Annotated in this window: 9 protein-coding genes; 6 read left to right on the top strand and 3 right to left on the bottom strand. The window is 61.1% G+C overall.

Annotation, left to right across the window (positions count from 1 at the left end; all coding sequences use genetic code 11):
• Window positions 1–30 precede the first annotated feature (30 nt).
• Both ACM6IP_RS17645 and glnA read right to left on the bottom strand, forming a co-directional pair.
• Window positions 31–453 carry a cupin domain-containing protein gene (locus ACM6IP_RS17645; RefSeq protein ID WP_414861964.1) on the bottom strand — a complete coding sequence of 141 codons (423 nt, stop codon included), beginning with the start codon at window positions 451–453 and terminating at the stop codon, window positions 31–33.
• Window positions 454–645: 192 nt separating this feature from the next.
• Window positions 646–2,052: a type I glutamate--ammonia ligase gene (gene glnA, locus ACM6IP_RS17640; protein ID WP_095167345.1), complete on the bottom strand. Its 1,407-nt coding sequence runs from the start codon at window positions 2,050–2,052 to the stop codon at window positions 646–648.
• 331 nt (window positions 2,053–2,383) lie between these two features.
• Between glnA and thiI the strand changes: the two genes are divergently transcribed.
• Both thiI and typA read left to right on the top strand, forming a co-directional pair.
• On the top strand, window positions 2,384–3,838 hold the full coding sequence (gene thiI, locus ACM6IP_RS17635; RefSeq protein ID WP_095167341.1) for a tRNA uracil 4-sulfurtransferase ThiI: 1,455 nt from the start codon (window positions 2,384–2,386) through the stop codon (window positions 3,836–3,838).
• A 139-nt stretch (window positions 3,839–3,977) separates the two neighbouring features.
• Window positions 3,978–5,798 carry a translational GTPase TypA gene (typA, locus tag ACM6IP_RS17630; RefSeq protein ID WP_095167339.1) on the top strand — a complete coding sequence of 607 codons (1,821 nt, stop codon included), beginning with the start codon at window positions 3,978–3,980 and terminating at the stop codon, window positions 5,796–5,798.
• 203 nt (window positions 5,799–6,001) lie between these two features.
• Here the strand turns inward: typA and ACM6IP_RS17625 are convergent, their stop codons facing one another.
• Complete coding sequence (locus tag ACM6IP_RS17625; protein WP_095167337.1) at window positions 6,002–6,436, bottom strand: YkgJ family cysteine cluster protein; 435 nt, start codon at window positions 6,434–6,436, stop codon at window positions 6,002–6,004.
• Between the two features lie 216 nt (window positions 6,437–6,652).
• Here ACM6IP_RS17625 and ACM6IP_RS17620 point away from each other — a divergent pair, with 216 nt between their 5' ends.
• The 4 genes from ACM6IP_RS17620 to ACM6IP_RS17605 all read left to right on the top strand — a co-directional run bounded on the left by ACM6IP_RS17620 (window position 6,653) and on the right by ACM6IP_RS17605 (window position 15,290).
• Window positions 6,653–9,103 (top strand): glycogen/starch/alpha-glucan phosphorylase, encoded by a 2,451-nt coding sequence (locus tag ACM6IP_RS17620; RefSeq protein ID WP_095167336.1) that lies wholly within the window; start codon window positions 6,653–6,655, stop codon window positions 9,101–9,103.
• Window positions 9,104–9,210: 107 nt separating this feature from the next.
• On the top strand, window positions 9,211–12,774 hold the full coding sequence (locus ACM6IP_RS17615) for a DUF2339 domain-containing protein (RefSeq protein WP_414861963.1): 3,564 nt from the start codon (window positions 9,211–9,213) through the stop codon (window positions 12,772–12,774).
• Entirely contained in the window at window positions 12,771–14,141 is a 1,371-nt protein-coding gene (locus ACM6IP_RS17610) for a DUF3999 domain-containing protein (RefSeq protein ID WP_414861962.1), read from the top strand. The genes ACM6IP_RS17615 and ACM6IP_RS17610 overlap by 4 nt, the downstream gene beginning before the upstream one ends.
• 138 nt (window positions 14,142–14,279) lie before the next feature.
• The gene (locus ACM6IP_RS17605; protein WP_095167333.1) at window positions 14,280–15,290 is read left to right on the top strand and encodes a class 1 fructose-bisphosphatase; all 1,011 of its coding nucleotides are present in this window, start codon (window positions 14,280–14,282) and stop codon (window positions 15,288–15,290) included.
• Window positions 15,291–15,292 lie beyond the last annotated feature (2 nt).

The raw sequence follows: 15,292 nt of genomic DNA, 5'->3' as shown, positions 1-15,292 counted from the left end.
TTTTCGGCAAGAGCGCCACGCGGGCAGGCTTCAAGGCCGCTCTGACAGCGCGATCCCGGGGCTGCCAGCATAGAACACGATCAGTTCTACGGGGCTGTCACCGGTTATGCCACGATGCACGATACCGACCATTTCTGCGAGTGTTTGCCCTTGTTTGAGTAATTGCTTCTGGCCGCTGGTTTTTGCCTCGACAGTCAATTCGCCCGACAGAATGTAGGCTGCGTTGGGGATGGGGTGAGTGTGCCAGTCAAGTTCGGAATTAGCCGGGATCTTGATTTTGAGCAGGGTCAGTTCGGGTCGTCCGTCAGGGTAGGCGATGTATTCGGTGCCGTCCCAGGATGCGCTGCTCTGGAGCAGGATTTGCTTTTCGATCTCAGGTTTTACGAGTGTGCTGCTGCAGCCCGACATCATCAGGCCGGCGAGGGCGATGGACGAGACTTTCAGGGGATTCATGGGCAAGGGCTCCGCTCTTGGGTCGTACGGCGTGGTAGTGCCGAAAAGACTAAGCGCGGCCAAGCGGAGTGGATATCAGATGCGGCGCTGATTTTCCGAGGAGGGTGCCGAGTAAGTTGTCGGAATTTTCCATAAAAAAAGGCCTCCCGTAGGAGGCCTCATTGTCACGCCGCGTGCCGCAGCGCTACCGGATCAGCAGCTGTAGTACAGCTCGTATTCCAGTGGGTGTACGAAGGTCCGAACCTTGATTTCTTCTTCGCTTTTCAGGGCGATGTAAGCGTCGATGAAGTCGTCGCTGAAAACGCCGCCTTTGGTCAGGAACGCGCGACCTTTGTCCAGCTCTTCCAGGGCTTCTTTCAGGCTGCCGCAAACTTGTGGGATCTCTTTCGCCTCTTCAGGCGGCAGGTCGTACAGGTTTTTGTCAGCAGCGTCGCCAGGGTGGATCTTGTTCTGGATGCCGTCCAGGCCAGCCATCAGCAGTGCGGCGAAGCACAGGTACGGGTTGGCAGCCGGATCCGGGAAGCGAGCTTCGATACGGCGAGCGCGTGGGCTGGACACGTAAGGAATACGGATCGAAGCGGAGCGGTTGCGAGCCGAGTAGGCCAGCATCACTGGTGCTTCGAAACCTGGTACCAGACGCTTGTAGGAGTTGGTCGCCGGGTTGGTGAAGCCGTTCAGGGCCTTACCGTGCTTGATGATACCGCCGATGAAGTACAGGGCGGTGTCGGACAGGCCGGCATAACCTTCGCCAGCGAAGGTGTTCTTGCCATCTTTGGCGATGGACAGGTGAACGTGCATACCCGAGCCGTTGTCGCCGTACAGAGGCTTGGGCATGAAGGTAGCGGTGCGGCCGAAAGCTACAGCCACGTTGTGTACGCAGTACTTGAGGGTCTGAACTTCGTCAGCCTTGGCAACCAGGGTGTTGAACTTCACACCGATTTCGTTCTGGCCGGCAGTCGCCACTTCGTGGTGGTGAACTTCGATGGTCAGGCCCATCTCTTCCATGGCGTTGCACATGGAGGTACGGATTTCGTGGTCGTGGTCGAACGGTGGAACCGGGAAGTAGCCGCCCTTGATACCTGGACGGTGGCCATGGTTGCCGCCTTCCACGTCCTGGTCGGACATCCACGAACCTTGTTCGGAGTAGATCTTGAACATCGAACCGGAGATATCGGACTTGAACTTGACCTGGTCGAAGATGAAGAACTCAGGCTCAGGACCGACGAATACGGTGTCACCGATAGCGGTGGACTTCAGGTAGTCCTCGGCACGCTTGGCGATCGCACGTGGGTCGCGGTCGTAGCCTTGCATGGTCGAAGGGTCGATCACGTTGCAGACGATGATCAGGGTTGGGTCTTCGGTGAACGGATCGAGGACAGCGGTGCTGTCGTCCGGCATCAGGATCATGTCGGAAGCTTCGATGCCTTTCCAGCCAGCGATGGAGGAACCGTCGAACATTTTGCCTTCTTCGAAGAAAGCATCATCCAGCGCGTCGCGAGCCGGCATGGTCACGTGGTGCTGAGTGCCCTTGGTATCTGTGAAGCGCAGATCAATCCATTTGACGTCATGATCTTTGATGAGTTGAACCGACTTCGACATAGTGTCCTCCGGGTGGCTTCGGGCTTGAGTAGTGGATGCCCTTAGAATGTGGGTGATGCCGGCGCGAATACTCTGCCAAGGCAACCTGCCTCACAAGGGAGCAAATTGCATGCCAGTGCCCCGAGTTGGGTTTTTTGCCCCAATATCACGCTTATAAAGGCGCAAAGCGTGAAAAATGGCAAAATCGCGCCCCCTAATGTAGCGCTCAAAAGCATAAATGACCCGTTTTGGTGCACTGAAAACCTTCTGCACATTAACTGGTTAAACCTTGAGCAATTTCCGCTATAATCCGCGCCCCCCTTTTTCGGCTGGCCCAGCGCGCGCTGTTTTCATGAAACTAATCGTAAAAGTCTTCCCCGAGATCACCATCAAAAGCCGCCCGGTACGGATGCGTTTCATCCGTCAGTTGGCCAAGAACATCCGTGCCGTGCTCCGCGATCTGGACCCGGCTGTGGTGGTGAACGGTGTATGGGACAATCTCGAGCTGGAAACGCAGCTGACTGACCCCAAAGCCTTGAAGGACATGACCGAGCGCCTGAGCTGCATGCCGGGCATCGCGCATTTCCTGCAGGTCGACGAGTACCCGCTGGGTGACTTCGACGACGTGGTCGCCAAGTGCAAGCAGCACTTTGGCGAGGCGCTGGCCGGGAAGATTTTCTCGGTGCGCTGCAAGCGCGCCGGCAAGCACGAATTCAGCTCCATGGATGTCGAGAAATACGTCGGCAGCCAACTGCGTCGCCAGTGCGGCGCCGCCGGAATTTCCCTGAAAGACCCGGAAATTGAAGTCCGCATCGAAATTCGCGACAAACGGTTGTTTGTGATCCACAACCAGCACAACAGCATCGGCGGCTACCCGCTGGGCGCCCTGGAACAGACCCTGGTACTGATGTCCGGCGGTTTCGATTCCACGGTGGCGGCCTACCAGATCATGCGGCGCGGGCTGATGGCGCACTTCTGCTTCTTCAATCTCGGCGGGCGTGCCCACGAATTGGGCGTGATGGAAGTGGCGCACTTCATCTGGAAGAAGTACGGCAGCTCGCAACGCGTGTTATTTGTCAGTGTGCCGTTCGAGGAAGTGCTGGGAGAAATTCTCGGCAAAGTAGATAACAGTCATATGGGCGTCGTATTGAAGCGTATGATGTTGCGCGCTGCTTCGCGAATCGCCGATCGACTGGAGATCGAGGCGCTGGTGACCGGTGAGGCGATCTCCCAGGTTTCCAGCCAGACGCTGCCGAACCTGTCGGTGATCGACTGTGTGACCGAGAAGCTGGTGTTGCGCCCGCTGATCGCCAGTCACAAGCAGGACATCATCGACCTGGCCAACGAAATCGGCACCGCCGACTTCGCCAAGCACATGCCAGAGTACTGCGGGGTCATCTCGGTGAACCCCAAGACCCACGCCAAGCGTCCACGCGTGGAGCATGAAGAGAAAGAATTCGACATGGCAGTCCTTGAGCGTGCGCTCGAGAACGCCAAACTGGTGCCGATCGATCGGGTAATCGACGAGTTGGGCCAGGACGTGCAAATTGAAGAAGTCAGCGAAGCGCTGGCAGGTCAGATCGTCATCGACATCCGTCACCCGGATGCTGCTGAAGACGACCCGCTCGCCCTGGCTGGCGTCGAGGTACAAACGATGCCGTTTTATGCACTGAACGCTCGTTTCAAGGAACTGGACCCTACTCGCCAGTACCTGCTGTATTGCGACAAAGGCGTGATGAGTCGCCTGCATGCCCACCATTTGCTCAGTGAGGGGCATGCCAATGTGCGCGTTTATCGACCGAGCTAAGAGCCCGGGGCTGTTTGCCTGTGGCCTGCGTCACCGGCCCCCCGACTCTGCCGTCAAGCTGTAACGGCAAGGCCTGACTCTACTGTAAATCGCTGCCACGACCTGTCAGCACACCGAATCCTCTGATCGAGATACACAAGTGATCGAAAATCTACGCAACATCGCCATCATTGCTCACGTTGACCATGGTAAGACCACCCTGGTAGACAAACTCTTGCGTCAATCCGGCACCCTGGAGCGCAACGAGCTCAACGACGAGCGCGTGATGGACTCCAACGACCAGGAGAAAGAGCGCGGTATTACCATTCTGGCGAAAAACACCGCCATCAACTGGAACGGCTACCACATCAACATCGTGGACACCCCGGGCCACGCCGACTTCGGCGGCGAAGTTGAACGTGTAATGTCGATGGTTGACTCCGTTCTGCTGCTGGTTGACGCTCAAGACGGCCCTATGCCGCAAACCCGTTTCGTGACCAAGAAGGCTTTCGAAGCCGGCCTGCGTCCAATCGTGGTAATCAACAAGGTTGACCGTCCAGGCGCACGTCCGGACTGGGTTCTGGACCAGATCTTCGACCTGTTCGACAACCTGGGTGCTACCGAAGAACAGCTGGACTTCAAAGTGGTTTACGCCTCTGCCCTGAACGGCATTGCAGGTCTGGACCACACCGACATGGCTGAAGACATGACCCCGCTGTACCAGTCGATCGTCGACAACGTACCAGCGCCGAAAGTCGACCGTGACGGTCCGTTCCAGATGCAGATCTCCGCTCTGGACTACAACAGCTTCCTGGGTGTTATCGGCGTTGGCCGTATCGCTCGTGGTCGCGTCAAGCCGAACACTCCGGTAGTGGCTATCGACGCCGACGGCAAGAAGCGTAACGGTCGTATCCTCAAGCTGATGGGTCACCACGGCCTGCACCGCATCGACGTTGAAGAAGCAGCTGCCGGCGACATCGTCTGCATCAGCGGCTTCGACCAGCTGTTCATCTCCGACACTCTGTGCGACCCACTGAACGTCGAAGCAATGACTCCGCTGACCGTTGACGAACCAACCGTTTCCATGACCTTCCAGGTAAACGACTCGCCTTTCTGCGGTAAAGAAGGCAAGTTCGTGACCAGCCGTAACATCAAGGAACGTCTGGACAAAGAGCTGCTGTACAACGTTGCTCTGCGCGTTGAAGAAGGCGACTCGGCTGACAAGTTCAAAGTATCCGGCCGTGGTGAGCTGCACCTCTCGGTACTGATCGAAACCATGCGTCGCGAAGGCTTCGAAATGGGTGTTGGTCGTCCGGAAGTGATCATCCGCATGGTTGACGGCGTCAAGCACGAACCGTACGAAAACGTGACCATCGACCTGCCGGAAGAATCGCAAGGTTCGATCATGGAACAGATCGGTATCCGTAAGGGCGACCTGACCAACATGGTTCCGGATGGCAAGGGCCGTGTGCGCCTTGAGTACAACATCCCGGCCCGTGGCCTGATCGGTTTCCGTAACGAGTTCCTGACCCTGACCTCCGGTGCAGGCATCCTGACCTCGATCTTCGACCGTTACGACGTGATGAAGTCCGGCGACATGTCCGGCCGTCAGAACGGCGTGCTGGTATCGGTTGCTACCGGTAAGGCGCTGACCTACTCGCTGGAAACCCTGCAGTCGCGTGGCAAGCTGTTCATCGAACACGGCCAGGACATCTATGAAGGTCAAATCGTTGGCTTGAACAGCCGCGACAACGACCTGGGTGTTAACCCGACTAAAGGCAAGAAGCTCGACAACATGCGTGCTTCGGGTAAAGACGAAACCATCGCTCTGGTTCCGCCTGTACGTTTCACTCTGGAGCAAGCTCTGGAATTCGTACAAGAAGACGAGCTGTGTGAAGTCACTCCTAAGTCCATCCGTCTTCGTAAGAAGATCCTGGGCGAAAGCGAGCGTACCCGCGCTGCCAAGAAGTCCAATAACTAAGTCACTTAGTTAGCGGGCAAAAAAACGCCCCCGACCGCAAGGTCGGGGGCGTTTTTTTTTGTCTGGGATTATGTGATGACTGTGTGGGCCTTATCGCTGGCAAGCCAGCTCCCACAATTTACCGCGTTCAGCCAGGCAACTCGGTCCGTGTGGGAGCCGGGCTTGCCCGCGATGAGGGCCTTTGGAGCCATACAAAATCCAGATCAGAACTTGTCCAGCGTCCGCCGTTGGGTATCGCGCACCACTTCCTTGGGCTTGTAGGCGCAGTAGCCTGGTCGTGGGCCGATCTTGGGGTGATTGCGGCAGGTATCCGGGCGCTTGTCATAAATAGTGCAGAAACGGCTCTTACGATCCAGATACAGGCAATCGTTGTTGCTCATGCGCTGGAGCGTGAAGATTTCCGATTTCTGGTTGTAACGCTCGACGATCCCTTCCTTTTGCAGGCGCTTGGCGATGTTCTTCGGCGGGTCGCCGCGTTCGAATTCATCGACGATGCCGATGCGGATCAGATCCTTGATCTTGACCTCCACTGGCAGCGTGCAGCAGCTGGACACGCAGCCGCCGCACATATGGCTGGAGTATTTCTGCCAGGTCTCGAGGCGGTCGAGTTCCGCGGCGGCGATCAGTTGAGGCTTCATCAGGGTTCCAAGGGGGAGCGTTGTATCCGGGCGCGGGATGATACGGGATTGGTGGTTTTTTGAACAACTTTTTCAAGGATCCGGCACGCCCCCTGCATCCTTTTGTTTCTGAACCGCTCAATTCAGGTGATTGTGCAAAACACCCGAACCAGCGACTGCACCGTTTGTCAGACCGTCTAGGCTCAGTCAATTCCATGCTCGCCCGAGGCCCTATCGATGACTCAAGAACCACTTGTTCGCGAAGCTGAGGTGGCCGCATTTCGCGAAGCCGTCCTGACCAAACTCACCTATGCCGTCGGCAAGGATCCGGATCACGCCTTCGACCACGACTGGTTCGAGGCCATTGCGCTGGCAGCGCGCGATCACATGGTCGAGCACTGGATGGACCATACGCGGCAGATTTACCGCAAAGGCCAGAAGCGGGTGTACTACCTGTCGCTGGAATTCCTCATCGGCCGCCTGCTCTACGACAGCCTGAGCAACCTGGGCCTGCTCGACGTAGCCCGCGAGGCCTTGACCGAGCTGGGGGTCGACCTGGAGCGGATCCGCCTGCTGGAGCCGGACGCCGCTTTGGGCAACGGTGGTCTCGGCCGCCTGGCCGCGTGTTTCATGGAAAGCATGTCGACCCTGGGCATCGCCGGGCATGGCTACGGCATTCGTTATGAGCACGGCCTGTTCCGCCAGGCGATTGTCGATGGCTGGCAGCAGGAGCAGACCGAGCACTGGCTGGATTTCGGCAACCCCTGGGAGTTCGAGCGGCCGGAGGTGATCTACCCGATCGGGTTTGGCGGCAGTGTTGAGACCGTCATCGATGCCGGCGGCAAGAGCAAGCAAGTCTGGACGCCTTCGGAAACGGTGCGCGCGGTGGCGTACGACACTCCCGTGGTCGGTTGGCGCGGAGCCAGCGTCAACACCTTGCGCCTGTGGCGGGCACGGGCCATGGAGGACCTGCACCTGGAGCGCTTCAACGCCGGTGACCACTTGGGCGCGGTGGCCGAAGTGGCCCGGGCCGAAAGCATCTCCCGGGTGCTTTACCCGGCCGACAGCACCGAAGCGGGGCAAGAACTGCGCCTGCGCCAGGAGTACTTCTTTGTCGCCGCGTCCCTGCAGGACCTGCTCCGGCGCCATCGCAACATGCACAGCTCGGTGCTGACCCTGGGCGATCATGCGGCGATCCAGCTCAACGATACGCACCCCTCGATTGCCGTGGCCGAGCTGATGCGCCAACTGGTCGACATCTACGACGTGGAGTGGGATGCGGCCTGGCAGGTCACGGTCGATACCCTGTCCTACACCAACCACACGCTGTTGCCCGAAGCGCTGGAAACCTGGCCGGTAGGGCTGATGGAGCGAATGCTGCCGCGGCACATGCAGATCATCTACCTGATCAACGCCCAGCACATCGACTCATTGCGGGCCAAGGGCATCCACGACTTCGACGTGCTGCGCGCGGTGTCGCTGATCGAGGAAGACAACGGCCGCCGGGTGCGCATGGGCAACCTGGCGTTCCTCGGCTCCCATAGCGTCAACGGCGTGTCCGGCCTGCACACGCAACTGATGCGCAGCACGGTATTTTCCGAACTGCACAAGCTCTACCCCGAGCGGATCAACAACAAGACCAACGGCATCACCTTCCGCCGCTGGCTGTACCAGGCCAACCCGGAACTGACCTCGATGATGGTCGATGCCCTGGGGCCGGAGCTGCTGGATAACCCCGAGCAACTGTTGCAGGGCCTGGAGCCGTTTGCCGAGAAAGCGGCGTTCCGCAAGCAGTTCGCCGAGCAGCGGCTGCACAGCAAGAAAGCCCTGGCCTATTTGATTCACGAGCGCCTGGGGATTGCGGTCAACCCGGCGGCGCTGTTCGACGTGCAGGTCAAGCGGATCCACGAGTACAAGCGCCAGTTGCTCAACCTGTTGCACACGGTGGCGCTGTACCAGGCGATTCGCGCCGAGCCTGAGACCGACTGGGTGCCGCGGGTGAAGATCTTCGCCGGCAAGGCGGCGGCCAGTTATCACCAGGCCAAGCTGATCATCAAGTTGACCAACGACATCGCCCGCACAGTGAACAACGACCCGACCGTGCGCGGCCTGCTGAAAGTGGTGTTCCTGCCCAACTACAACGTCAGCCTGGCCGAAAGCATCATTCCGGCGGCCGACCTGTCGGAGCAGATCTCCACCGCCGGCTTCGAGGCGTCCGGCACCAGCAACATGAAGTTCGGCCTCAATGGCGCCCTGACCATCGGCACCCTGGACGGGGCCAACGTGGAAATGTGCGAGCGCATCGGTGCCGAGCACATGTTCATCTTTGGCCTGAGTGCCCAGCAGGTCGAGGCGCGCAAGCAGAACCACGAGTTCCACGCCGCCCCGGACATTGCCGCCTCGCACCGGCTCAATGACGTGTTGCAGGCAATTCGCAGCGGGGTGTTCTCGCCGGATGATCCGGCGCGCTACACCGGCCTGATCGACTCCTTGATCGAGTACGACCGCTTCCTGGTCTGTGCCGACTTCGACTCCTACTGGGCCGCGCAGATGCGCGTCGAGACCCTTTGGCACGACTCCAAGGAGTGGTGGCGTTCAGCGGTGCTCAACAGTTCGCGGATGGGCTGGTTTTCCTCGGATCGGACCATCCGCGAGTACGCCACGGATATCTGGAAGGCGCTGGAGTAGGGGAGGCCTTTAAGAAAAGTCTCGTAGTTCGGGTGGGAGGGATCGATATACTGGTGTAGCGGGCAAATCGCAGCCTGCGGCAGCTCCTACGCGAAGGGATATCGACCATGCAATGGATGTTCATGCTGATTGGGCTGGTGCTCGGCTGGCTGCTCGATGAGTCGTTCAGCGACGCCTTGATCGGTGCGCTGATCGGGCTGGGTGCTGGCCAGGCGTTTGTGCTGCAACGCTTGAATGCGCAAGCTTTGCAGCAGGGGCGTGAATTGAAGCTGGCCCAGGTGGCCTTGGGTGCGGTCGAGCAGCGCCTGGCCTCGCTGGAGGGCGGCGGCGTTGCTGCCGAGCCGCTCTCCCATGCTGAGACTGTCCCGGCGCCAGCGCCTCAACTCGAGCCAACGCCTGCCGCGTCCGAGCTGGTCTGGGAGCTACCGCCTGAAATCAACATGGCCCAAGCCAGTGTCGAGTCTGCACCGGTCGACCTGTGGACGCCCCAGCCTGAGCCATTCGCCGCTCCCCAGCCCCCGGCGCCTCGCGCGCCCAACTTGTTCGACCGCGCCATCGCCGGTGCGCGTGACTGGCTGTTTGGCGGCAACACGGTGCTGCGAGTGGGTGTGGTGCTGCTGTTCTTCGGCCTGGCGTTTCTGCTGCGCTACGCCACCGAGGGCATGGTGGTGCCGATCGAGTTGCGCTATGCCGGCGTTGCAGCGGCGGCCCTGGCCTTGCTGGGGCTGGGGTGGTGGCTGCGGCTGCGCAACACCCAGTACGCGTTGATCCTCCAGGGCACCGGGATTGCCGTGTTGTACCTCACCGTGTTCGCCGCCATGCGCTTGCACCCTTTGCTCGATCCGACGGCGGCCCTCGGCCTGCTGGTGGCGGTGACGGTGTTTTCGGCGATCCTGGCGATCACCCAGGACTCCCTGGCCCTGGCCTGCGCCGCGGCATTGGGCGGATTCGCCGCACCCATCCTGACCTCCACCGGTGCCGGCAACCATGTCGCGCTGTTCAGTTACTTCGCCCTGCTCAACGCCGGCATCCTCGGCATCGCCTGGTTCAAGGCCTGGCGCCTGCTGAACCTGATTGGCTTCGTCGGCACCTTCGGCATCGGCCTGGCCTGGGGCTTGCGCTCCTATACCCCGGAACTGCTGTGGAGCACCGAGCCGTTCCTGATGCTGTTCTTCCTGATGTACCTGGCCATCGGCCTGCTGTTCGCCCGGCGCAAGTTGCTGGAGATCAGCGACGCCCCGCTGGACGGCGACCGCGAAGCACTGCTGCACTGGTCGGCGCGCAAGGGCGACTACGTCGACGGCACGCTGCTGTTCGGCCCGCCGCTGGTGGGCTTTGGCTTGCAGTTCGCGCTGGTGCATCACCTGGAGTTCGCAGCGGCCTTCAGTGCGCTGCTGCTGGGTTTTATCTACATGGGCCTGGCCCGCGTACTCAGTGGCGGGCGCGCGCTGTTGCTGGGTGAGACGTGCCTGGCGCTGGGGGTGATCTTTGCCAGCCTGGCCATTCCCCTGGGTCTGGATGCACGTTGGACGGCCGCCGCTTGGGCCGTCGAAGGCGCGGGTATCTATTGGCTCGGCTTGCGCCAGCAGCGGCCGCTGGCACGGGCCTTTGCCTTGCTGCTGCAGTTGGGCTCGGCGCTGGCATTCCTCAGCGAGCTGGATGTCGGCGTCAGCAGCCTGATCGAGGGGGCACCGCTGGGCGCCTTGATGCTCGGCCTGGCGTTGTTGTTCACCTTCTATCAGCTACGCGCTGCGGCACCTGGGCACAGCCATGCCTGGGAGCGCCAAGGCCTGCCGGTATTGGCCTGCGCCGGCCTGACGTTCCTTTATCTGTTGGCACCGCTGTTCTTCTTCACCCAGGGCACGGCCATCAGTTGGGCCCTGGCGGGATTGGCGACCTTGTTCGTCGGCCTGCGCCTGCAATCACGCACTTTCCTGTTCACCGCGTTTGCCGTGCAACTGCTCGGTGGCGTGCTGTTCCTGCTACGGCTGCAGGGGGCCAGCGGCGATTCGACGGCGGTGTTCAACACCGGCTGGAGCGGTTTGCTGGCCGCATCGTTGATTGGCCTGGCATTGATCGGCGGGATGCTGTTCGCCGCCCGCGACAGCATGGTGCGCAGCGATCTGCGCTTGCTGCGCGGCTTGTCACTGGTGTTGTTGGCGGGCCTGGCGCTGATCAACCTGGCGGTGTTGTTTGTCCTGCCCTGGCAAACCGCGAGCGCGGTGTGGGCCGCCAGTGGGGTGTTGATCATCTGGTTGAGCCTGTACTTGCAGCAGCGCCTGAGTTTTGTCTTTGGCCTGGTGCTGCAGGTGATCGGCGGCGCGGCGTTCCTGATCGCCGGCCCGGACTTGCTCGGGCCTCTGGATCACCAAGGCTTGCGGCCGCTGGCCCATGGCGGGTTCTGGACGCCCATGGTGCTGGGGCTGGCGGCGATGGTCGGGGCCTGGCGCTTGCAGGTGGGCAACCATGCCAGTGCGTTTGATGCCTTGAGCCTGCGGCGCTTGTCCGAGTTGCTGTTGGCGTGGGGCGCGGCCTGGTGGGCATTGGCCCTGCTGACCGAGGTGTTGCGTTTTGCGCCGGTGCAGTTGTCTGGCGCGCTGTTGCTGGGCTGCGCAGCGTTGAGTGTGGCGCTGTGGACTTGGCTGGCCTTGCGCCTGAACTGGTCGGCCCTGGGCATCCTGTGCACGCTGTTGATCCCGGCGGCCAGTCTGTTGTTGTGGGCGGCGTCCCATGGGCGTTATCACCCGGCGGCGAATTTCGGCTGGCTGGCGTGGGCGGCGGTGTTCGCCGTGCATTTCGTTTCGTTGCGGCGTCTGGCGCCGATGCTCGTGCAACCGGTGGCGAGCGTGGCTCATGTGCTGGGTTGCTGGCTGTTGATCGGGGTGTTGGCGCTGGAGTTACGCTACGGCCTGCTGGTGCTGTCCGAGCAGTACAATGCCTGGCGTTGGTTGGGCTGGGCGATTCTGCCGAGCCTGTACCTGGTGCTGATGGCCGCGCCACGTGCCTGGCCGTGGCCGGTGTCGGCCTATGCCCGCGAGTACCGGCTGTATGCCGCGCTGCCCTTGGCGGTGCTGATGCTGGGCTGGTTCTGGTTGGCCAACACGGTCAGCTCCGGCAACGCCGAGCCGTTGCCCTACGTGCCGCTACTGAACCCACTGGATATCGGCCTGCTGTTCGCCTTGTTCGGCGTCTATGCGTGGACGCGCAGTGCCCAGGGCCAATTGGCCATCCGCTTCGAGCACGCGGGGCTCGCCAGCGATGTTGTGGTTGGGGTGTCGCTGTTCGCGTTCTTCACCGCCGTGGTGATGCGCAGCGCCCACCATTGGGGTGGCGTGCCATATGAGCTGGATGCATTGCTCGGGTCGATGCTGGTGCAGGCCAGCCTGTCGCTGGTCTGGACCCTGATCGCCCTCGGCCTGATGATCGGCGGGCACCTGCGCAAACGTCGGGAAGTCTGGCTGGTGGGCGCGGCGCTGATCGCGCTGGTGGTGGCCAAACTGGTGTTTGTCGAGTTGAGCAACCGCGGTGGGTTGGCACGTATCGTGTCGTTCATTGGCGTTGGCGTATTGCTGCTGGTGGTCGGCTACTTTGCGCCGCTGCCGCCCAAACGAATCGAAGCTGCGCCTGAGCCGCATGAAGCGGCCAATGAATCTGAAGGAGTGTCGTCTTGAACATGATGTTGAGCCCGCGCTGGCTGGCTGTGCTTGGATGCTGCATGGTGCTGTCGGCGCAGGCCGCGCAAACCGCGGCGAACTTCGCCACTCACGTGCCGCTGACCCTCAGCGGCGAAGGCCCCTGGTACCGCCTCGATTTGCCCCTGGCCGTGCAACTGCACGCCCATCAGAGCGATCTGGCGGATGTGCGAGTGTTCAATGCGGCCGGTGAAGTGCAGGCCTATTCGCTGACGCGCGAGCAAGCGCCCAGTGGTGAGAGCCTGCAACTGCATGAGGTCAAGTGGTTCCCGTTGTACGACTCGGCCGATGCCGGCTCGGCGGTGCCGAACGTGCGTGTGTTGTCCAATGCCGCCGGCACCCTGGTGCAGGTGCAACCGTCCAGCCAGCTGGAGGCCGGTGAGGAAGTGCGCCGTGGCTGGCTGCTGGACGCCAGTGCAATCAAGGCGCCGTTGCAGCAATTGATCCTCGACTGGTCCAGCGAGCAGGACGGTTTCCAGCGATTCAGTATCGAAGCCAGTGACGATTTACAGAACTGGCAGGCCTGGGGCGAAGGGCAAGTGGCGCGCCTGTCGTTTGCCGACGAACGGGTTGAGCAGCATGAAGTCGCGCTGCCCGGTCAACGGGCGCGTTACCTGCGATTGCTGTGGCAAACCCCGCAGGCGGCCCCGGTACTGACCTCGGCGCTGTTGCAGAGCCTGACCACCAGCAGCCCGGCGCAGCCCCTGGTGTGGTCCGAGCCGGTGGCCGGCAGCCGTACCCCGGCCGGTGAATACACCTGGCAGTTGCCGATGGGCCTGCGTGTCGAACGCCTCCAGGTGCAATTGACCGAAGCCAACAGCCTGGCGCCGGTGTCGCTGGCTGGGCGTCGCGACGCCAGCCTGCCTTGGCAGACCGTGAGCAGCGGTTTGCTCTACCGCCTGACCCAGAACGGCCAGGACGTGGTGCAAGACCAGTTGCAGCTGCCAGGGCAGGTGGTGCAGCAGTTGAAATTGACCGTCGATGATCGAGGTGGCGGCCTGGGCGCCGAAGCCCCCAGCGTGCGTTATGCGGTGCGCGCGACCCAGTTGGTTTTCCTCGCCCGGGGTGCCGGGCCTTACCGCCTGGCACTGGGCAGCAGCAGTGAAAAAACCGCGAGCCTGCCGTTGGCTACCCTGATCCCGGACATCAGCCCCAAGCGCCTGGAGAGTCTCGGCCAGGCCCGGATCGAGGAGGGGACGCTGGTGACTCCGCCGATCGTAGCGCCGCCTCTGGCCCAAGGAACCGACTGGAAGAAGCTGGGCCTGTGGGCTGTACTGTTGCTCAGCGTGCTGTTCCTGGCGGCCATGGCCTTCAGTTTGTTACGCAAACCGGCGGTCAAGCCCTGATCCCAATCTACGTTTTTGCTACTACGCTCAACCCGGCGCATGAACTCTGTCAGGCGAATCTCGTCTGATAAGAGCAATTGCGTAACGACTCGCGTTAAACTGCGCGGGTTTTTAGCCCCCACTTCTCCGGAGCCTTACATGTCCCGCGTTACCCTGAGTCGCTATTTGATCGAGCAGACCCGTAGCAACAACACTCCTGCCGATCTGCGTTTCCTGATCGAAGTAGTGGCGCGAGCTTGCAAGGAAATCAGCCACGCCGTCTCCAAAGGCGCCCTGGGCGGTGTTCTGGGCAGCATGGGCACTGAAAACGTGCAAGGCGAAGTGCAGAAGAAGCTCGACGTGATCTCCAACGAGATCCTGCTCGAAGCCAACGAATGGGGCGGTCACCTGGCCGGCATGGCGTCCGAAGAAATGGACAACGCCTACCAGATCCCGGGCAAGTACCCGAAAGGCGCATACCTGCTGGTATTCGACCCACTGGACGGTTCGTCGAACATCGACATCAACGCCCCGGTCGGCACGATCTTCTCGGTACTGCGTTGCCCGAACGAGTACCTGACCCAGAACGAACCCCTGAATGAAAAAGCCTTCCTGCAGCCAGGCACCCAGCAGGTAGCTGCCGGTTATGCCATCTATGGTCCACAGACCATGCTGGTGCTGACCCTGGGCGACGGCGTCAAAGGCTTCACCCTGGACCGCGAAATGGGCAGCTTCGTGCTGACCCACGAAGACATCACCATTCCTGCGGCCACTCAGGAATTCGCCATCAACATGTCCAACCAGCGTCACTGGGAAGCTCCGGTACAACGCTACGTGGAAGAGTTGCTGGCTGGCGAAGAAGGCCCGCTGAAAAAGAACTACAACATGCGTTGGGTTGCCGCGATGGTCGCGGACGTGCACCGCATCCTGACCCGTGGCGGTCTGTTCATGTACCCGCGCGACAGCCGCGAGCCGTCCAAGCCGGGCAAGCTGCGCCTGATGTACGAAGCCAACCCGATGTCGTTCCTGGTGGAACAGGCTGGCGGTGCGTCCACCGACGGTCACCAGCGCATCCTCGACATCCAGCCCGATGGCCTGCACCAGCGCGTAGCGGTGTTCCTCGGCTCGAAAGAAGAAGTCGAACGCGCCACGGCTTACCACAAGGAATAAAC

This window comes from Pseudomonas sp. IT-P176, from assembly GCF_949767245.1.
Classification (GTDB): Bacteria; Pseudomonadota; Gammaproteobacteria; order Pseudomonadales; family Pseudomonadaceae; genus Aquipseudomonas.
Note: the sequence above shows the minus strand (reverse complement) of the source record. Positions and strands in the feature narration are given on the sequence as shown.